The sequence below is a fragment of the Treponema sp. UBA6852 genome (assembly GCA_002449305.1).
Classification (GTDB): Bacteria; Spirochaetota; Spirochaetia; order Treponematales; family Treponemataceae; genus Treponema_D.
Window position 1 is genome coordinate 51,892 of record DKDI01000048.1, and the last position, 18,999, is coordinate 70,890.

Annotated in this window: 16 protein-coding genes; 7 read left to right on the forward strand and 9 right to left on the reverse strand. The window is 40.1% G+C overall.

The features are described from left to right. Nucleotides 1–41 precede the first annotated feature (41 nt). Nucleotides 42–1,358, reverse strand: a complete 1,317-nt coding sequence (gene istA / locus B3209_RS11050; RefSeq protein ID WP_296664910.1) for an IS21 family transposase — start codon at nucleotides 1,356–1,358, stop codon at nucleotides 42–44. Nucleotides 1,359–2,166: 808 nt separating this feature from the next. Here istA and B3209_RS11055 point away from each other — a divergent pair. Next, complete coding sequence (locus B3209_RS11055; RefSeq protein ID WP_295800396.1) at nucleotides 2,167–2,925, forward strand: DUF4469 domain-containing protein; 759 nt, start codon at nucleotides 2,167–2,169, stop codon at nucleotides 2,923–2,925. Between the two features lie 71 nt (nucleotides 2,926–2,996). Here the strand turns inward: B3209_RS11055 and tkt are convergent, their stop codons facing one another. The 3 genes from tkt to B3209_RS11070 form a co-directional block, all read right to left on the reverse strand. Beyond that, the gene (gene tkt, locus B3209_RS11060; RefSeq protein ID WP_296664908.1) at nucleotides 2,997–4,967 is read right to left on the reverse strand and encodes a transketolase; all 1,971 of its coding nucleotides are present in this window, start codon (nucleotides 4,965–4,967) and stop codon (nucleotides 2,997–2,999) included. 102 nt (nucleotides 4,968–5,069) lie between these two features. Then, nucleotides 5,070–5,546, reverse strand: coding sequence for a PTS sugar transporter subunit IIA (locus B3209_RS11065; RefSeq protein WP_295800405.1), 477 nt, complete (start codon nucleotides 5,544–5,546; stop codon nucleotides 5,070–5,072). A 27-nt stretch (nucleotides 5,547–5,573) separates the two neighbouring features. Beyond that, the gene (locus B3209_RS11070; RefSeq protein WP_296664906.1) at nucleotides 5,574–7,094 is read right to left on the reverse strand and encodes a hypothetical protein; all 1,521 of its coding nucleotides are present in this window, start codon (nucleotides 7,092–7,094) and stop codon (nucleotides 5,574–5,576) included. A 163-nt stretch (nucleotides 7,095–7,257) separates the two neighbouring features. On the opposite strand from B3209_RS11070, the gene B3209_RS11075 reads away from it, so the two are divergent. Next, nucleotides 7,258–7,782 (forward strand): nitroreductase family protein, encoded by a 525-nt coding sequence (locus B3209_RS11075; protein WP_296664904.1) that lies wholly within the window; start codon nucleotides 7,258–7,260, stop codon nucleotides 7,780–7,782. 102 nt (nucleotides 7,783–7,884) lie between these two features. Here B3209_RS11075 and ilvB read toward each other — a convergent pair whose 3' ends face one another. Beyond that, nucleotides 7,885–9,621, reverse strand: a complete 1,737-nt coding sequence (ilvB, locus tag B3209_RS11080) for a biosynthetic-type acetolactate synthase large subunit (protein WP_296664902.1) — start codon at nucleotides 9,619–9,621, stop codon at nucleotides 7,885–7,887. A gap of 150 nt (nucleotides 9,622–9,771) precedes the next feature. On the opposite strand from ilvB, the gene B3209_RS11085 reads away from it, so the two are divergent. Then, a complete protein-coding gene (locus B3209_RS11085) occupies nucleotides 9,772–10,404 on the forward strand; it encodes a DUF4912 domain-containing protein (RefSeq protein ID WP_296664900.1) in 633 nt (210 codons plus the stop codon). Nucleotides 10,405–10,415: 11 nt separating this feature from the next. Further along, nucleotides 10,416–12,005 carry a 1,4-alpha-glucan branching protein domain-containing protein gene (locus tag B3209_RS11090; RefSeq protein ID WP_296664898.1) on the forward strand — a complete coding sequence of 530 codons (1,590 nt, stop codon included), beginning with the start codon at nucleotides 10,416–10,418 and terminating at the stop codon, nucleotides 12,003–12,005. Between the two features lie 97 nt (nucleotides 12,006–12,102). On the opposite strand, the gene B3209_RS11095 is transcribed toward B3209_RS11090, so the two are convergent. The 3 genes from B3209_RS11095 to B3209_RS11105 are packed head-to-tail and all read right to left on the reverse strand — an operon-like array spanning nucleotide 12,103 to nucleotide 14,944. Then, on the reverse strand, nucleotides 12,103–13,458 hold the full coding sequence (locus tag B3209_RS11095; protein WP_296664896.1) for a CotH kinase family protein: 1,356 nt from the start codon (nucleotides 13,456–13,458) through the stop codon (nucleotides 12,103–12,105). A 49-nt stretch (nucleotides 13,459–13,507) separates the two neighbouring features. Then, entirely contained in the window at nucleotides 13,508–14,182 is a 675-nt protein-coding gene (locus tag B3209_RS11100; RefSeq protein WP_295798727.1) for a DUF4956 domain-containing protein, read from the reverse strand. Between the two features lie 48 nt (nucleotides 14,183–14,230). Beyond that, a complete protein-coding gene (locus B3209_RS11105; protein WP_296664894.1) occupies nucleotides 14,231–14,944 on the reverse strand; it encodes a polyphosphate polymerase domain-containing protein in 714 nt (237 codons plus the stop codon). Between the two features lie 226 nt (nucleotides 14,945–15,170). Between B3209_RS11105 and B3209_RS11110 the strand changes: the two genes are divergently transcribed. The 3 genes from B3209_RS11110 (at nucleotide 15,171) to B3209_RS11120 (ending at nucleotide 18,193) form a co-directional block, all read left to right on the forward strand. Beyond that, nucleotides 15,171–16,337, forward strand: a complete 1,167-nt coding sequence (locus B3209_RS11110) for a CotH kinase family protein (protein ID WP_296690629.1) — start codon at nucleotides 15,171–15,173, stop codon at nucleotides 16,335–16,337. Nucleotides 16,338–16,433: 96 nt separating this feature from the next. Continuing rightward, complete coding sequence (locus tag B3209_RS11115) at nucleotides 16,434–17,135, forward strand: iron-sulfur cluster assembly scaffold protein (protein WP_296090936.1); 702 nt, start codon at nucleotides 16,434–16,436, stop codon at nucleotides 17,133–17,135. An 11-nt stretch (nucleotides 17,136–17,146) separates the two neighbouring features. After that, a complete protein-coding gene (locus B3209_RS11120; protein WP_295798744.1) occupies nucleotides 17,147–18,193 on the forward strand; it encodes a GGGtGRT protein in 1,047 nt (348 codons plus the stop codon). Between the two features lie 82 nt (nucleotides 18,194–18,275). Here B3209_RS11120 and B3209_RS11125 read toward each other — a convergent pair whose 3' ends face one another. Then, the gene (locus B3209_RS11125) at nucleotides 18,276–18,998 is read right to left on the reverse strand and encodes a DUF6675 family protein (protein WP_296664889.1); all 723 of its coding nucleotides are present in this window, start codon (nucleotides 18,996–18,998) and stop codon (nucleotides 18,276–18,278) included. Between the last annotated feature and the right edge of the window lies 1 nt (nucleotide 18,999).

Sequence of the window (18,999 nt, forward strand, 5' to 3'; positions counted from 1 at the left end):
TCAGAACATCAAGACTGTTGCCCAATTAGGAAATAATATCGCTATTCATCATCTCCTCCGCTGAAATCGAACTGGTCAAAATAGTCTTCTTCGTCTGGCTGTATAATCTGCTCTATCAGAGTCTTTACATCTGCCGTAGGGAATTCTTCAGGCTGGTCAGGCCTTGCATACTGATCCTTGCAGTAGCTGTCATAACGGCTCCAGGTTACTTCATGCGTAACAAGCTTTTGCTTCATATCTTCAGAATAAATCAGAAGTTCATGGCCATGCCTGTATACATGTACCGTTTTCTGCGTGTATATGTACGGAACACCGAATCGTCTGCCTTCATAGTTCACAAAACCGTCAAAGGAAATACGTCTTTCCGGGCATAGATATACAAACAGCTCCTCGCGTTTCTTAAGTTCTGCCGCTACCAGAAGGCATTTTTCCGCATGAACATCATTTGGAATAAGGTTCAATGATTTCTGGTATCTTGAATTCTGTCTGTTGCACCAGTCCAGTGCCTGTTCATTCAGGTCAGTGACATTCATGAATGTTCTTCCTGCAAGAAAATTTCCCTTCACGAACTGTACAAGCCGTTCAACCTTTCCTTTTGTGAAAGGATGGTATGGCTTGCACAATCTGGTCTCGAATCTGACGGTCTTCATGAAAACTTCATAGTCATGGTTCCAGACAGGTCTTCCGTTGCAGTCTCTTTTTGTAACGACGGACTTCATGTTGTCTGTAAGAACAGTTTTTGGAATGCCCATATACTTGAATGCATGAAGCATTCCGATGAACAGATTTTCCTGCTTTGCGTTTGGAAAAAATTCAATGAACCGTTGTCCGCAATGATGGCAAATCATGGCAAAGCAGGCTGCCTGGATTATTTCGCCGTTCTCTGCAAGAACATCAACAAATCCCCAGTCCATCTGATAGCTCTGTCCCGGTTCTGTTGAAAACCTTCTGCCACGGTTTCCCTGCGGGGAAATTATCTGCCGCGGTGCAGGCGCAAGATTCTTGTGCTTCTGGATATAAACTTTTATCGATGTGAGTCCGCCCTCATATCCAAGTTCCTGCAATCGTTCAAAACAGACCTGGGAGTTAGTTATGTTTGTCTTGAGGAAATTGTTCAGTACGGATTCGTAACCTGAAAGAACATTTACTGCAGCTGATTTTCCCTTGTTTCCATTTGGCTTTTCTTCAAAACTGTTCTTTTTCAGCCGCCGGAGTTTTCCACGCGTTATTCCGGTCATTCGATGAAGCTCAGCAAGATTTACTTTTTCATTTGAAAAATTTTCACCTTCGCGGGTCTTAATTACTTCTAGCGCCTGTGGTAAACTCAGTTTGCGGTCATTATCAATTCTGTCATTCATTTTTCTCCTTCGATGGGATTTAGGTCAAACACCATTCTAAGGATTATGGCTAAAATTGATAATGGCTTTTTTCTTTTGACTTTTTTTGGTTAATTCCGCCTGACTCGTGGCGGTTGTTTTCTCCCGACGCTAACAGAGTATACGTTCCATAGATTATAGGCATATCTCTTTCTCAACTTATAATACACAATTTATACAACTTATAAGAATAGCTCTCAGCCAAGTTGTATGTAATGAAGTTCGTCATGCTATTTTCACAACTCTTTGTCAGACTATTCATACAAATCATTACAGCGTATCTATGAGAATGCGTATAGCTTATATGCATCCTCATAGATAAGTTATCCAGCAATTTATATACAGCAAGCAGTAAATATTGCGGATACCCTAACAATAAAAACAACCATAACCTAAATAAACCTTACTCAATAGCTTATGAATTATTTCATCTGCAAATTAGAAAAAAAAATAAAAATTTCTATATTTTTATCTAAAAAACCGGCATTTTTTTTTAATTTAAGGCAATAACATAGTTATAAATAAAAAAAACAAACAGCATTTTCAAGTTTTTATTGAAAATGTAAAAAAAGGAGGAAAAGAAAATGAAAATAAAAAATAAGACTTCTTAACTGACACTATGCAGTAAAAAAGTCTAAAAATCATGTTGCGGAAAACAGGCTAGAAAAATTCTATAAAAAGTAAAAAACTTCCGCAGATCTTTCAAACCACCAAAAGAAAAAAGACGTTGTCTAAAACTATAGTGGTAAAAACAACAGACAAATAAAAATAATACAAAGGAGTCAATATTATGATAAACATCGACACAAAGCGTAAAACAAACTTCGCTGTAACATTAACACCTTGCTATTTCAAGGAGCACACATACATTGCCCGTGTTCCAAGAAAAACAGTAACAACAGATCAAATTCTAGATCTTGTTTCTGCTCATAATCAGGGAATTGACCGTTATCAGGTAGGTCATGCCATGGAACTGTTGAAAAAGGAAATTCTTGAGCAGGCAGAACTTGGTTTTGCAGTAGACATAATGGAAATCTGCAAGCTTTACATTGCCCCTTGCAATGGAATAAAGTCACTTACACCAGAGGCAGAAATCATAACAGGCTTTGAAGCGCGTTTTTGCGCAAATGAACAATTAAACGAAAAACTTAAAACCATAAGTGCATCTGTAACCTCTGTAACAACTCCATCTCCTCAAATTTCACAAATCGAAAATCCTGTAGACGGAACAAAGGATAAGACACTAAAAGCCACATTCAGTGCACGTCTTATTGGGAAAAAACTAAAAATCGGAGGCGCAGAAAGCGGAATATGGTTTGTTCCAGAAACAGAAAATAACGAGCCAACAGAAGATGAATCTACCTGGATAAAAGTTCCAGAAGAATTTATAACAAGAAATACATCTAAAATGCTTGAATTTCATCTTCCTCGTTTGCTTACAGCAGGAAAGAAATACTTTATACAAATCTGCACATCAGAAAGAAGTGGATATGAGTTAAAAACTCCAATAACAGGAATAAGTAAAATTCCTATTATGATAGAGGAATAAACAAAAAAGTCCCGGAGTATATCTGCATTATGGCTCCGGGACTTTCGTTTATAAATTAGTCTAATGAGAAATTAGCATTCCAAGACTTTTGCCAAATAAGCAGAAGTAAACTTGAGATCTTCAGCTACTTTTGCAGCAGGACCAGACTCGCCAAAACGGTCAATTGTAAACAAGTCCTTTTCGCTTGAAACATATTTTTCCCAGCCAAAACTTACACCGGCTTCTGCAACAACAACACGCTTTGCATTACCGATTATTTCTTTCTGGAACGATTCATCCTGTTTTTCAAACAAAGTCTTGTCCATAACAGAAACAACACGAATATTTTTGCCAGAAATAATCTTTGCAGCATTCAAAGACATTTCAACTTCAGAGCCTGTTGCAAGGATTGTAATATCAGGATTCTTCGTTCCTTCCTGAACTATATACGCGCCTTTTCTTACAGTATTCTTCCAATCTTTGTCTGCCTTTTCATATACAGTGATTGCCTGTCTTGTAAATGCCATGCAAACCGGATGATTTGTGCTTTCAAGCGCCATTTCCCATGCAACAGCAGATTCTTCTGCATCGCCCGGACGCAGGAACTGCACATTAGGAATACAGCGCAAAGCCGCATTTGTTTCAACAGGTTGATGTGTAGGACCGTCTTCACCTACATAGATTGAATCATGTGTGAAGATATAGATGTTAGGAAGCTTGCTCAAAGCTGCAACACGCAAAGAAGGACGCAGATAGTCGCTGAACACAAGGAATGTAGCCCCGAAAGCTCTAAGTCCTCCATGCAAATTGATTCCGCTCATAACCTGGCTCATCGCAAACTCACGGATTCCGTATTCAATTGTGCGGCCTTTTCTGTTTGACTTGCTATAAACACCGTCATCGTCAGCAACTTTTGTCTTGTTAGGTCCCTGCAAGTCAGCAGAACCGCCCACAAGCCATTCATAGCGTTTAGCCATGCAGTTAAGGCTTTTTCCACTGGCATCACGTGTAGCAAGCTTGTCTCCAGCCTTATAAGAAGGGGATTCACACTCGCCTGTTGCCTTGTGATTCCAATAGGAATCCCATTTCTTTGCAAGTTCTGGATTTTCTTTTGCCCATTCAGCAAATGTCTTGTTCCAGTTTTCTTCAGCTTTTGCCCATTCAAGTCTCTTTTCTTCAAAGTACTTATACGCTTCAGGAGCAACCCAGAACTGCTCATCAGATGGAATTCCAAGAGCAGTCTTTGCAGCCTTGCAGCCTTCCTCTCCAAGAGGAGCGCCATGCACATCAGCAGTTCCCTGCTTTGGAGCGCCTTTGCCAATCACAGACTTAAGAATAATTAAAGAAGGTTTTGAAGTGTCGCGCTTTGCAATTTCAACGAGGTCTGCAATTTCACCTACGTTATACATAGAGCCACGCAAAACCTGCCAACCGTAAGAAAGGTAGCGTTTTTCAATGTCATCTGTGAATGTTATATCTGTATTTCCATCAATTGAAATCTTATTTTCATCATAGAATACGATAAGTTTTCCAAGACCAAGATTTCCGGCAAGAGAACTGGCTTCTGATGAAACACCTTCTTCAAGGCAACCTTCGCCAACGAGAGTATAAGTATAATGGTCAACAATTGTGTGCTTTGGAGTATTAAAGCGTGCAGCGAGCATTGTTTCAGCAATCGCCATTCCAACTGCGGCTGCAATTCCCTGTCCAAGCGGTCCAGATGTGCATTCGACACCATCTGTTTCGCCATATTCAGGATGTCCAGGGCATTTTGAGCCAATCTGACGGAATGTCTTTATATCATCAAGTGAAACTTTATATCCTGAAAGATGAAGAATTGAATAAAGCAACATCGAGCCATGTCCAGCGGAAAGAATAAACCGATCTCTATCCGCCCATTTTGAATCAGCAGGATTATGCTTTAAAAGCTCACCATAAAGAACAGCAGCGACTTCCGCAGCACCAAGAGGAAGTCCTGGATGACCTGAATTTGCCTTTTGGATTGCATCCATAGAAAGGCTTCTGATTGACAAAGCGACAGCTTCGATAGCTTTTGTGTCCATAGTTGTTACACTCCACTAAAATTAAGGAAAATTTTAGTGGTATTCTACAACTAAGCGTATGTTTTTTCAATCATCTAAAGGTTAAAAAACAAAGGCTGTTTACTATAAGAGTTCAGGACGTGAAATTCTTCTAAGCAAGTCCAAAAGCTCGCCTTTTGAAGGACAAGCCTGAATTCCCTTGCGGAATTTTTCATTCTTAAATAAAGTCGCCAAGGCAGACAGAACTTTTATATGGAACTGCGCAGAATCAGAAAGAATAATAAACATCACATAAACTTTTTTTACATCAGGAGCCTGCATATCCATAGGCTCTCGTAAATATGCGACAACAATCTTACTTTCAGAGCTGTCTTTTACAAGAGGATAACGAGGATGAGGAATTGCAATTCCATTTCCAACAGCCGTGCTAAGAACTTTTTCACGCTCAACAAGTTCTTTTTGAAGCTGGTGAGCAGTAAGACCAGAAGGCACAACAATTCGGTCGCATATATACTCAAAGATTTTCGCACAGGAATTTCCCGGCACATTCTCTAAAACTTCTCCACGCTCAAAAAGAATACCAATATCAAAATCTTCCATAAACAGTACACTCCTTGTAACCCACTTTTACTTTTTCTTAAAAGAACTCATTCTGCCAGCAACGCATGAACCGCCTTTTATAACCTTGAACTGGCTTTGCTTTTCCTTTGCAAGAGAAGACTCAAGAATTCCCTTTATATCCTCAAAGTTCCATTCCATTCCGTCTAATGAAAGAAGCAGCGCATCTGCAGTTTCTTCTGCAGTCGGATCAGAAGCTATAGTTTCAAGCATACGCAAAATATGTCCATGAAGCTGAGCCAAAACCACAACTTCCTGGCTCGGGAGGTTCAGAATCAATTCACCAAGAAAATCGATTTTCCTTACTAGGGAAGAAACATTTCCATAAAGTTCCAGTGTCTTCTTTCTGACTGCTCCAAGAGTCTGATCTGCAAACCAGTTGTAATCTTTCTGAAGAATAGCATATCTTTCTTTAAGCGACAAGATAATTTTTTGAATCTGAATGTCGTCAAGAGAAAAGTCATCTCGGCATATAAAGTCTATCGCATACTTTGCATAGTCTGTTTTTTTTTGATAAAGAGCATCAAGTATGATTTGGTCATACACAAACTCTGGGATAGAATTAAGAGTGTATTCCGCAAATGTAATGTTTTTTTTCAACTCATTATTTAACAGTGCAAGCGTAGAATTCCATTTTCCGAACGCAGGAACTTCTTCTCCTTTTCTCCACAGTCTTGTTTCCACTCCGTAATGCTCAAAAGAAATCTTATTTGTATGTTTAAACAGAAGTTCTTCCGTTGAGCCGCAGTAAGGAACGCACAGTGTCCTTCTATTTTCAAAAAAAACTGTAACAAGCTGCTCTTCTATTGAAGTCATTGGTCCACGTTTTTCAAAACAGTCAAGAAGCCTTTTTTCAAGCTCCGCAAACCACTCAATCCGCTTTTCCCCAATTTCGCCCTTGTCAAAACTAGTTTCATCGCTATGCAGAATCATCATATTAAGTTTTCCAGCATTCCAGTCAGTAACACAGCAAAGAATTCTGTCGCCTTTTTTATATCCGTACTTTTCTGAAAGGTAGTCCAAGTCAAGCCCAGTAAGATTAACTGTATTTGAAAGCTCAAAGTCGCGCGAAACCAAATCCAAATCTTTGTTCGCAGGGTCGGCGGCTATATACTGGGGAGCATATTCTTCTCCATAAAGCATGAACATATCGATAGCATCATCGCTATCAAAAACACCAACCTTGGACGGAACTTTTTTTCCTTTTACATAAAAACGGAGCGTTGAAGAAATTCTATCTGTTTCCACAAAAGGCATACATCTGTCGCCAGGAACAAAAACGCCCTGCTCTGCTTCTTTAGCTGTAGGAACTATGCTGAAAATCTCACCAGTAAAAGCTCCTGCATGGGTAACAAATCTTCCGTCCTCAAGCTCAAGAACATTAGGGCTTGAGCAAAGAAAATCCACTGCATCCTCTAGCGAAGCTGAAAAGCCAAGGGTGTTCAAGACTTTTCTCATATCCTTTGCGGTGAAAGGCTTTACGTAAGTCCTCAAAAATTTTTCCGCTAATTCTTCTCTTGAAAATCCCATGTTACAATATTAATACTTTTTCAAATAAATAAAAAGATTTTAGAAAAAAAATTGAAAATAATAATCAATAAGTTTAATATACTTTTATAGATAGTCTGAAGTTCGACTTTTTAAATATTAAAATGTCATTATCGGGCTCGACCCGATAATCTTAGGAGGAAAAATGGATTTCATTGAGCTTTCAAAAAAAAGGTATTCTGTAAGGAAATTTTCAAGCCAGAAGATTGAAGATGAAAAACTTGAAAAAATTCTTGAGGCAGGGCGTCTAGCTCCAACAGCAAAAAACAGCCAGTCGCACAAAATATTCATCATAAAAAGCAAGGATGCATTAGAGAAAATTTACAATGCAACACCAATGTCTTATCACGCGCCTGTTGTACTTATGGTTTGCTATGATAAAAAAACAAGCTACAAAAATACTGCGGACATTCATTATCCAGACTATGATGGAGGAGAAGTTGACGCAGCCATAGTAACAACAGCAATGATGATGGAAGCAACAGAGCTTGGGCTTGGAACGTTATGGGCAAGAGGATATGACAGTCAAAAAATCTATGAGGCTTTTCCGCAGATAAAAGATTTTGAGCTTGTATGCCTGCTGGACATTGGCTATCCGGCGGAAGATTCTTCCCCAAGTGAAAGGCACTTTATGAGAAAAGAACTTTCAGAAACCGCAATGGAACTTTAAGGCAAGAAACTACATTTTTATCACGCAACATGAAAGTTTTACATTCCCATGCAACAAGCAAGCGGAAAGACAAACTTAGAACATGGGAATATTTTAGTTTTTTCAGTTTCTTATTGCATCAATATTGGCACTTCCCGCCTTTACAAACGGAAGAACGTTTTCATCTCTTTCTATTCTAAGCCGCACGAACCTAGGACCTTTTGAAAATGCCTTCTCTGCCCATAAAGAGTCTGAATTTGCATCAATAGATTCAATTCCGAATCCCTCCGAAATTTTCAGCAAATCAGGATTCTTTATAAACTCACTTGCACTGTAGTTCTTTTCAAAAAGATATTCCTGCTGCTGATGAACCATTCCAAGCACGCCGTTTTCAAGAACAATAACTGTAACATTTAAGTTAAGCTCGCTCAAAGTCGCAAGCTCCTGAAGATTCATAAGAATGCTTCCGTCTCCAGAAATACACACAATCTTCTTTTCAGGATTTGCAATAGCAGCTCCAATAGCAGCAGGCAAACCAAAGCCCATAGTTCCCAAAGAACCGCTTGTTAAAAACTGACGAGGATATTCCACAGGATAATACTGAGCTGCCCACATCTGGTGCTGTCCTACATCCGTTGTAACAATTATATCTTTTGAAGAAAGCCCCGCTTTTTTTGCATTCAAAGGAATTTCATTTATAAACTTACGCGGATTTACTGAATCTGTTTTTTTTCCACGTCCAAGCTCAAAGCTTTCTGTCTGCTTAAAAATAGAACAAAGAGATTCCAGCCACGACTTCCTTTGAGTGGCAAATTTCTTATCATCATATTCTTTTATTCTTGAAACAAGAAGAGGAAGAGCTACTTCAACATCGCAAACTAAAGAGCAGCTAGAAGGGAGTATTTTATTTATTTCAGCAGCGTCAATATCTATATGAAGAATTTTTGCTTCCGGGCAGAATTTCGCAATCACACCTGTAGCTCTGTCATCAAAGCGCACTCCCATTGCAAGAACCACATCAGCATCATGCATTGCCTTGTTTGCCGCATAAGAGCCGTGCATTCCAACCATGCCAAGATTGCTTTTAAAGTTCTTAGGCAATGAGCCAATGCCCATAAGGCTTGTTACAGCCACAGCATCAAAAGACTCAAGAAGATTTTTTATACTAGATGAAGCCACAGGTGAATTACATCCGCCTCCAATATAAAACACAGGACGTTCAGCAGACAAAAGAGCCTGTGCCATTTCTTCAACAACACAAGGAATTTTATCTTCTGGAGTAGAAAACTTTCTTGCAAAAACAGATTTCTTTACTTCCTCAGAGGAGCGGATTTTAGGCCATTCTTCAAATTCCGCAAATCCAGTCTGAACGTCGCGCGGAACATCTACAAGAACCGGTCCAGGACGTCCGCTAGAAGCAATTTCAAATGCAAGAGGAATTGCTGTAAGAAGTTCTGAAACAGACTTTACCATCATGCTGTGCTTTGTAATAGGGAAAGAAAGACCGAATGTATCAGCTTCCTGAAAAGCATCCGTTCCAATTAAAGATGTATTAACCTGGCCTGTAATTGCAACAATTGGAATTGAATCGCACCTTGCATCCGCAATGGCAGTAAGAAGATTCATTGCGCCAGGTCCGGAAGTCGCCATGCAAACAGCGGGAATCCCTGTTGAACGAGACATTCCCTGAGCAATAAAGCCAGCAGCCTGTTCATGGCGCACTAAAATATGTTTTATAGAAGATTTATTCAATTCATCGTACAAAGGAAGAATCTGACCTCCCGGAATTCCTGCGACAAACTTAACGCCTTCCATTTCAAGAAGCTTTAAAATAATCTGTGAACCTGTAGCTTTTATCATTCCGCCATTTTATAAAAAAAGACGCCTATTTTCAACAACTTTTATTGCCACTAGTTACCAATGAACATCGGAATCTACATTGACAAAAGTTTCTTTTTTAGCGATTATTAGCAGGTTATGAAATTTGTATCCCGACAGCAACTAGAGGCAATGTCAACATCACAACTTATCGCCTTTGCTGATAAATATGGAATAGATATTCCTGGCGACCTTGACCGCCGTTTTATAATTGGAGAGCTTTTAGAGGCGGAAGAAGAGTCTGAATCAACAGAAAAAAAGCCAGAAGTTCAAATTTCAGACGATGATGAGCCAGTTCCAGACACTCTTCCAAAAACATACAACAATACTTGCATAGATGCCGTTATCAGAAATCCAGCATGGCTTTTTGTGCTTTGGGACATAAAGGAATCTGACGTTTCAACACTGTCTCAAGATTTTTCATTTGAAAGCGCATTTCTCCATATTTCATTTTTTGACTCTGCTGAATCAGAAAAATCAGACGATTCTTTTGATGTAAAAATTCCTCTTGAACCAAACGAGCAGTATATTATGATTCCAGGCGGAAAAAAGTTTGCAAGAATAGACCTTGCAGCTTCTTTCAGCGGAAAAAGCGCAGAAATTCTTGCATCAACTAGAATGATTGAAATTCCAGAAGAAAGCAAAAAAATTATTGAAATGCAGCCGGGAAAAAAGTTTGACTTTCCGCCGCTTGTACAGCTTTCCGGAATAAAGAAAATTCTGCATGACAACTTCCTGAACCATAGACAGTCATTTTCAAACTAAAGGAATCAACAATGTCTGAAAAAAAACTTGTTTTAATAATTGAAGCGAACCAAGGTTATATTCCACAGACCGAAGATAAAGAAGGTTTTCAGGTTCAATATAGCCTGCTTTTTTCCGCAATAACAGAAACTTACATTCCACTTTTGAATATGTTCTGCCAGCTTGAAAAAGAAAATATTCCCTTCAAGCTCGGGCTTGTAATTTCACCATCAATTTGCACGCTTCTTTCTGATTCAAGAATTCAAGACAAATATATAGAATATCTTGACGAGCTGATCAAGCTTGGAGATGCAGAAGTTTTAAGATGCAAAGATTCCAATTGCCTTGAGCAGGCAAAAAACTGTCTTGAATTTATAGAGAAAACTAAAGCAGACTTTACAGAAACCTATGAGAAAAATCTTCTTGGAAAAATAAAATACTTTGAAAAGCTCGGCATTCTTGAGCTTATTCCAACTGCCGCAACATTTTCGTATCTTCCACACTATAGCGATTACGCAGAAGCCATTAATGCTCAAATAGAAACAGGACTTTATTCGCAGAGAAATTTTTTTGGTGACACAGGAGACGGATTCTGGCTTCCATATATGGGCTGGGATAAGAATCTTGAAAGACCGCTACGTTCTTATGGAGTAAATTATACTATTCTTGACGCAAGGGCAATTTTATTTTCTGAGCAGTGCCCGCAAGAAGGAATATTTTCGCCTGTCAGAACAAAAAGCTCGCTTGTAATTTTCGGAAGTGATCCAGACACTCTGCAAGACATAGCAGGCGAAGAGGGGATTTCTACGAATGAAGCCTATCGCTCACAAATCCGCGATATAGGATTTGACCTTGAGCAGGAAAAACTCGGCGATTTCTTTGGAAAAACAGACGCAAGAATTCCAACCGGATTCAAATATTGGAGCAACGAAAGCGAAGATAACAACCTTGTTCCTTATAATTCTGCACAAGCAAAAAAACAGATTATAAAAGACGCTCTTAGCTTTTACAGTTCCAAGGCAGAAAAACTTGAACAAGCAGCAAATATAATGGAGGAAAAAGACGCAGTTCTAGTATGCACAATTCCAGCTGAATTTCTTGGGCAGAAATGGCATGAAGGCGTTGAATGGCTTGAAAATGTAATCAGATGCCGTGCAAGCAAAAGAGGATTTGAATTTGAACTTTGCAAAAATCTTATAGACAAGCAGTTTTCCTTGCCTAAAATTGAGCCTTACCAATGCTCTGCAAATGGCTTGGGATACGGAGAAGATCTTTTGGACAATTCCAACAGCTGGATGATACGCTACACAAGAAAAGCAACACAGCGCATAATAGACCTTGCAGAAAGATTTCCTTCTGAAACTTCACTAAAAGAACGTCTTTTGAATATGGCGGCAAAACAAGTGCTTTTAGCGCAAAGCGGAGACTGGCCAGCAATGATTCATGACAGAAAAACACCAGATTATATAAAAGAAATATTCAAAGATGAAATTCTTTCTTTCACACGTGTGTTTGACTCACTAGCAAGCAACACTGTAAGCACAGAATGGCTAACTTCATGTGAAAGAAAAAATACAATATTCCCATGGCTAAACTACAGAATTTTCAGCAAAAAGAAATAACAAAGAATACTACATTGGATGAAGTTGATTTTTAAGAAACTGTATTTTGAGTTATTTCTATGTGGTGCAAAGAAACAAAAAAAACTCAAAATTGAATCTATTCCATAAAAATCATATCGAACCATTCGAATCTTTTTTCACACCAGTCTACAAGAAAATCAACTTCGCTCTTGTAAGTCTTTCTTGAGCGGTAGCCCGGCGCGCGTGGCCAGTTTGCGCTTCCTATTATGTGCCATACAGAATCATTAAGTTCTGCGGCTTCATCCAAAAACTCACCTTGCTCACGGAGCCATTCAAAGGAATCTTTTAGTTGACCTCTTGTCTCCACCCAGCGTTTTTTTACAAGGGCAACAAATTCGTCATCACCAAACATTCTGTTGTACCAGCTGCCCTGGTTAATTAAAAATCCTTCATAGTCTTTTGCCGCAGATGAATTCTTTAGAGGATCGAAAAAGTTGAACATCTGAATCCAGGCATTATTACTTAAAAGCGAACCATAGCTTTCTGGAGTAGTTGTGCTTTTTGAGGTATTTCCAAATCCGATGTCGTGATCCCATGCAGGTCCCATATAAAGCGTTTCCGTCGAATAATCATAGTTCATAAAGATCGAATTGTAGAAATTCGCATCGTAGTTCTTGGAGAATTCCGCAAGCAAGTACCAATCAACGAACGAATCCATGTCAAAATACTTCTTGTATCCATCAACTTCATTCCAATCATCTGAATAAAGAAGCTTTTCAAGCGACTCAATTTTTGCCGCCCATTTCTTGTAATTTTCCAAAGTCGATTTTGGTGAACGAATATTAAAATTCAGCCTTGAATTAGTTGAAAAAGAGTACGGCCGTCCTGAATGGCTGTCGATTTCAGCAAGAAAGCCTTCGCTATCAAACTCAACGCGATTTTCTACAACTTCAACTTTTTCAGTTATTCCATAAAGTCCACGATATTTTCCATTTATAAAAAGCGTTACATAGCGAGACTCAGGATTCCACCGCATATTGTTCCAAACATTGTGCGTAAGATATTCGGCGTAATAATTTCTGAGCATTGAACGGTCGGCAGCATTTGCCATCAAAATCCATTTGCGCGCGCCTTTCATTCCAAGAAGACTTGCTGGACTTTCAAGTTTTAAAAGATAAGGCTTTTTTTGCGTGAAAGTTGTTTTCCAAGTAGAATTTCCGTGTCCGCGCAGCTTGCATTTGCCTGAAATCTCTTCATATTCTGTAGAATTTTTGAGCGTAAAAGTAGCTTTTACATATTTTTCCTTGCTTTTTATTTCCTTAAGTTTGTCTGTGGAAATTTCAAGAATCGGAAACCCGAGTTTTTCACATTCAGAAAGTGTAATTTTTCTGTCAGAAGAAATAAGAAATGCAAAAAGAGCTCCAAACGCAAGCAAGAAGAGCGAAAGACCAAAAGCATACGAATATCTTCTTATTCCGTGAATAATTTTCATTTTCCGCTCTTCCTAGTTAAAACATTGCAATAAAAGTACAAAACTGAATCTAATATGTAACTTCGCCGTCGTGCGCAAGAATTGTCGAAGAGGCGACATTTTCCGTACCCGCAACTTTCTGCAAGAGCGCGGAGTCGTCTTTCGAGCGGATTTCAACAACGAGATTCACTTTTCCGTTTGAAAGCGCGCGGCTTTTCACAGTGTAGTATTTGCAGAATTCCTTAACAATCGCCATGATTTTCTCTTCAAGCTCGTAGCCGCTTCCGCTCACCATAAGGATTTTTGGAGCTTTTGCCACAGGAAGCCGGTCAAAAACAAAAAGCGCGACAGTCAGGACAAACGCAAGAACGCAGGAAATCTGGGCAAGCCCCGCTCCGCAGATGATTCCGGTTGAAATCGCCCAGAAAAGGAAAACCAAATCCATCGGGTCTTTAATCGCTGTCCTGAAGCGCACGATAGAAAGCGCGCCGACCATACCAAGTGAAATCACAACGCTCGACTGTATCGTAAGGATAACGCCGGCTGTAATCAGAACAAGGGCCGGAAGCGCGATGTTGAACGACTTCGAGTAAAAAGTCCTTCTCGTCAAAAGCCTGTACGCAAAGAAAATGTAAAGCGCGAAAAACGCCGCAATCAAAAACACAACAATGATGTTCTCAGGCGTCGCGTCGTATCTCGTGAATCCCTGAATAAACGACTTCTTAAAAATATCCTTGAATCCCATAAAAACTCCTTTTTGCTTTCTATAAATAATTAAATAAAGTGTTGCACCTTAAGCTCTGAATCCGCAGCGAAGCCCCTGAATGTCGAACTTTCTGCAGATGTAATATTTTGAGAACGAAGTCCACTGCAGCGCGCTTGTTTGGAGAGCCTCGTTTATAAAATCCGGCAGAAGCTCGTCGTACTTCACCTCAATCATATTCGTTCCGAACGGAAAGATTGAGCGGAAAGCCGCATCCTCGTTGAAAAAATCCCCGATGTTGCTTGAAGAGCGAAGATTCCTGTCAAAAGTGATTCTCACATTTCCGTCGTCATAAGTAAAAGGAACTCGCTCGTAGGAGACAATCTCAACGGGTCGGAGCGCGCGGAACTGCATCTGGCAAATCAGCTTTTTAAGAAGATAAGGAGTCTCGCCCGTAAAGTCAGGGATTTTTCCCGCCATAATCTCCTCGAGCGTCTCAAGCTTAACCGGACAGGAAGTCTTCAGACACATTCCGTTTTCCTTTCTCTTCAATTCAAGCGAAATTCTATTTTTCTGGCAGTTGTAGATTCTGATTCTGAATTTCTCGCGCGGGTCTGTGCCGTTCTCGTTTTCAAGATAGCACGTGTTGAAAATGTCGTCGAAATAAATGCTTCTGATTGCGTACTCGCCCTTCTCTCCGGCGTTCTTGTCGCGCGGAAGAATCGCGTCCAGCCGCTGCTCAATCGCAGAAAGCGTGATTTCAGGAGAAAGATACTTAAACTCGTGGCGGTATTTTTTGCCCATAAAGCTCCTTGTAAAACTGACAGTTAACGAACAGACGGTAACTAAATCTGATATTACAACTATTATACTTTATTGTCAAGAGAAAAACTTTATCCGGGGGGGGGGTAAAAACAGTTAAAAAGTTGAAGAAAACTGCAAATAATGGTATAAAAAAAATATGCAACTAAAATCGAACTCTTTTTTGCATTTAACAATTCTAGCAATTCTTTCTGTTCTTTTAATTCTGATGTTTTCAAATTCATCAAAAAATCAGATTACGCCTGAAAAATGCGAAGAAATAGGACTTCCTGTAATGCACATTGACACGATGGCAGGGAAAAAAATAAATTCAAAAATAAACTATGTTACGGCAATGTATGAAGCAGAAGGTCTTTCAGGCTCATGCAAAATCCGCGGACACGGAAACACAACATGGCAGACAAGGGAACTTTACAAAAGACCATACCTTCTAAAACTAAACAAGCCTGCTCCACTTTTTGGAATGGAACAGTCAAAAAAATGGATTTTAATGGCAAACACTGCTGACAAAACTTCGCTTAGAAACGAATATTCATATTTTCTTGCAAGAAATGTCTGGAACAAAATGAAGTGGACTCCAGATGCAAGGTTTGCCGCAGTTTTTATAAACGGAAAATTCAACGGACTTTATCAAGTTACAGAAAAAATCGAATATGAAAAGCTTTCTCTTCCAAACGGCTCATTTCTCGCAACTGTAAATTCAAGGCTTAACAAGGAATGGAATTTCCGCACATCACGTGGAACAAAAATCAGCATACGGATGGAGCAAAAATCCGAATCTGAATACAAGCAGATGGAGCAGATAATACAAAATGCCGAAGATGTGATTTTTTCACCTGATTTCAAATCTGCGGAAAAAGGTTGGCAAAGTGTAATTGATGAAGATTCTTTTGTTGACTGGTATCTTATAAACGAATTTACCAAAAACCACGATGCAAAATTTCAGGCTTCCTGCTATTTTTATTACGATTCACAGGTAAAGAAAATTTTTATGGGACCGCTTTGGGACATGGATATTTCATGCGGAAACATAAGCTATGACGGTTGCCAAGATCCAGAAGGATTTTGGGTGAGCCAAGACCAATGGTACAAGCGGCTTTTTGAAGATGAATATTTTGCAGGCAAAGTCACAGAACGATGGAACGAAACCAAAGTAAAACTTCTTGGCTCATTCACCTGGATTGAAAACGAGTCAAAAAATGTAAAGCCTTTTGTAATGCTGAATGATTCTGTCTGGCACAATCTTGGAAAACGGCAATGGCCTCACGCTCCCGGCTGGAAAAATCGCAAAACTTACGAAAGCGAAGTTGACTATATGATTGACTTTCTTAAAAAGCGTGAGCAATGGATGAGCAACGCATATTCCAGCAATTGAATTTCCGTTTTCAAAGTGATATAATTTCCGCCAAGATTCCGGCAGGCTTACATTTTTAGCCGGATTCATATTTCTACATATCTCGAGGTAAACGGTATGAAGTACACTGCAGAAGTGGAGCACATGTGCCCGTTGGCAAAAGGTGCTTATCACGGACCTGCTCCCATCCCTGAGGAAGGCGCATGGGTTCAGGCAAAGACTCAGGAAGATATTTCCGGTTTCACACACGGAATCGGCTGGTGCGCACCGCAGCAGGGCGCCTGCAAGCTGACTCTCAACGTCAAGAACGGAATTATCGAGGAGGCTCTTGTCGAGACAATCGGATGCTCAGGAATGACACACTCGGCAGCTATGGCCTCTGAAATTCTCATCGGAAAGACAATCATCGAAGCCCTTAACACGGACCTTGTATGCGATGCTATCAATACAGCAATGCGCGAGCTTTTCCTTCAGATTGTATACGGACGCACTCAGTCCGCATATTCAAAGGACGGTCTCAAAGTCGGAGCATCTCTTGAGGATCTCGGAAAGAACCTGCGCTCACAGGTCGGAACAATGTTCGCGACACGCAAGACTGGTCCGCGCTATCTTGAGATGACAGAAGGATATGTTGAGACTTGCGCCGTTGACAAGGACAACCAGATTATCGGATACAACTGCATCAACTTCGGAAAGCTCATGGACGCTCTCAAGGCAGGAACAGATCCGAAAGAAGCGATTGAAAAGGCACGCACACACTACGGACGCGTTACAGAAGATCAGGGTATGGTCAAGCTAATCGACCCTAGAAAGGAATAAGGAGGAATACAATGGCAACATTATTTGAAGATTTTGAAGGTCGCATTCCTCAGGTAAACAAGGCTCTCAAGGAATACGGATTCGCGGAAGGAGAGGCCGGACTTCAGGCAGCGCGCGATCTGTGCAAGTCAAAGGGCTTTGATCCTTATGAAATCTGCCAGTCAACACAGCAGATCTGTTTTGAAGATGCAAAATGGGCTTATGTCCTCGGCTCTGCAATCGCTCTCAAAAAGGGTGAGAAAGCCGGAAGCATGACAGGAAGCGAAGCCGCCGCCGCAATCGGTGAAGGACTTCAGGCATTCTGTCTTCCAGGCTCAGTAGCCGATGACCGCAAAGTAGGCCTAGGACACGGAAACCTTGGAGCACGTCTTCTTTCCGAGGAGACACAGTGCTTCGCATTCCTTGCAGGACACGAGTCTTTCGCAGCCGCTGAAGGCGCAATCAAAATCGCTGCGAACGCAAACAAGGTCCGTAAGAACAAGCTTCGCGTAATCCTGAACGGTCTTGGAAAGGACGCAGCGCAGATTATCAGCCGTATCAATGGCTTTACTTATGTTCAGACAAAATTCGACTACTTCAACGGAAACGGAACTGACAAAGCTCTTACAGTCGTAAAGGAAGTTCCTTACGGAAACAATCCTGACCGCCTCATCGTAAAATGCTATGGTGCTGACGATGTGCGCGAGGGAGTCGCAATCATGTGGCACGAGAATGTCGATGTCTCAATCACAGGAAACTCCACAAACCCGACAAGATTCCAGCATCCGGTTGCGGGAACATACAAGAAGGAACGCCTCCTTGCAGGAAAGAACTACTTCTCTGTAGCTTCAGGCGGCGGAACAGGACGCACACTGCACCCTGATAACATGGCAGCAGGACCTGCTTCCTACGGATTCACAGACACATTGGGTCGTATGCACTCAGACGCTCAGTTCGCAGGATCTTCATCTGTTCCGGCACACGTCGAGATGATGGGCTTTATGGGAATGGGCAACAACCCGATGGTAGGCTGCACAGTAGCTTGCGCAGTTGCAGTTGCTGAAGCTTTCAAGAAATAGAAAGCAATTTTTAAGAACAAAGCTACAAAAGCCGTTTGGAAAATTCCAAACGGCTTTTCTTATACTTATAAATTTTATTGATTCAATCTAAAAAAGATGTCGCAAAAGAGCAAAAGGATTTTACTCGAGAAATAAAGGCGACCTCAATTCTATGCGTAAAAAATTTTATTTTTGGTGCTTTTGCCGCTCCAATTCCATAAATAATCCAATATTCATTATATCTAAAGGCTGCAACAACAGATCTAAGATTATTTTCTTTTACACGCACAAAAGAAACACAAGCCATATCATTTAAGTTTTTTGATTTATAAAGCAGAAAATTTTCATAATCTGTCTTTATAGAAATTTCCGCAGTATAAACTTCAAAAGGAGGCATTTCCATATCAACAGTAAAATTGTGAATTTCGCCAGACTGAAAATCAGAAAGAATTTTGCAGTAAGAATAAAGCGGAGTTGTAATCTTGTGCCGCTCCGAATAATAAGGAATTTCTGTATAAGACTCAACATTTGAAAGAAGCTCAGAAAGCTTTTTTATAACCTCATCGCCATCGATTGATTTCCTAATCTGAAGAACTTCAACAAAATAACGCGGATTCAAGTCTTTCAGTTCATCAAGACAGGAATTTATTTCCGCATTTTCCACATCAAGACAAATATTTTTGTACGAACTGATATTCCGAATAAGAATTTCACCATTTAAAGCTGAATCAAGTTCCTGCTCCGAAAGCTTTGAATTAAACGGAAAAGCAAACGAAGCAGAAACAAGAACAAAAAATCCGGCAAAAAAAGCGAAAGCAAATTTCATA

What these genes read in the sequence shown, in the direction of transcription:
- istA (WP_296664910.1), bottom strand. Translation starts at nt 1,358, where the DNA reads ATGAATGACAGAATTGATAATGACCGCAAACTGAGTTTACCACAGGCG.
- B3209_RS11055 (WP_295800396.1), top strand. Translation starts at nt 2,167, where the DNA reads ATGATAAACATCGACACAAAGCGTAAAACAAACTTCGCTGTAACATTA.
- tkt (WP_296664908.1), bottom strand. Translation starts at nt 4,967, where the DNA reads ATGGACACAAAAGCTATCGAAGCTGTCGCTTTGTCAATCAGAAGCCTT.
- B3209_RS11065 (WP_295800405.1), bottom strand. Translation starts at nt 5,546, where the DNA reads ATGGAAGATTTTGATATTGGTATTCTTTTTGAGCGTGGAGAAGTTTTA.
- B3209_RS11070 (WP_296664906.1), bottom strand. Translation starts at nt 7,094, where the DNA reads ATGGGATTTTCAAGAGAAGAATTAGCGGAAAAATTTTTGAGGACTTAC.
- B3209_RS11075 (WP_296664904.1), top strand. Translation starts at nt 7,258, where the DNA reads ATGGATTTCATTGAGCTTTCAAAAAAAAGGTATTCTGTAAGGAAATTT.
- ilvB (WP_296664902.1), bottom strand. Translation starts at nt 9,621, where the DNA reads ATGATAAAAGCTACAGGTTCACAGATTATTTTAAAGCTTCTTGAAATG.
- B3209_RS11085 (WP_296664900.1), top strand. Translation starts at nt 9,772, where the DNA reads ATGTCAACATCACAACTTATCGCCTTTGCTGATAAATATGGAATAGAT.
- B3209_RS11090 (WP_296664898.1), top strand. Translation starts at nt 10,416, where the DNA reads ATGTCTGAAAAAAAACTTGTTTTAATAATTGAAGCGAACCAAGGTTAT.
- B3209_RS11095 (WP_296664896.1), bottom strand. Translation starts at nt 13,458, where the DNA reads ATGAAAATTATTCACGGAATAAGAAGATATTCGTATGCTTTTGGTCTT.
- B3209_RS11100 (WP_295798727.1), bottom strand. Translation starts at nt 14,182, where the DNA reads ATGGGATTCAAGGATATTTTTAAGAAGTCGTTTATTCAGGGATTCACG.
- B3209_RS11105 (WP_296664894.1), bottom strand. Translation starts at nt 14,944, where the DNA reads ATGGGCAAAAAATACCGCCACGAGTTTAAGTATCTTTCTCCTGAAATC.
- B3209_RS11110 (WP_296690629.1), top strand. Translation starts at nt 15,171, where the DNA reads ATGTTTTCAAATTCATCAAAAAATCAGATTACGCCTGAAAAATGCGAA.
- B3209_RS11115 (WP_296090936.1), top strand. Translation starts at nt 16,434, where the DNA reads ATGAAGTACACTGCAGAAGTGGAGCACATGTGCCCGTTGGCAAAAGGT.
- B3209_RS11120 (WP_295798744.1), top strand. Translation starts at nt 17,147, where the DNA reads ATGGCAACATTATTTGAAGATTTTGAAGGTCGCATTCCTCAGGTAAAC.
- B3209_RS11125 (WP_296664889.1), bottom strand. Translation starts at nt 18,998, where the DNA reads ATGAAATTTGCTTTCGCTTTTTTTGCCGGATTTTTTGTTCTTGTTTCT.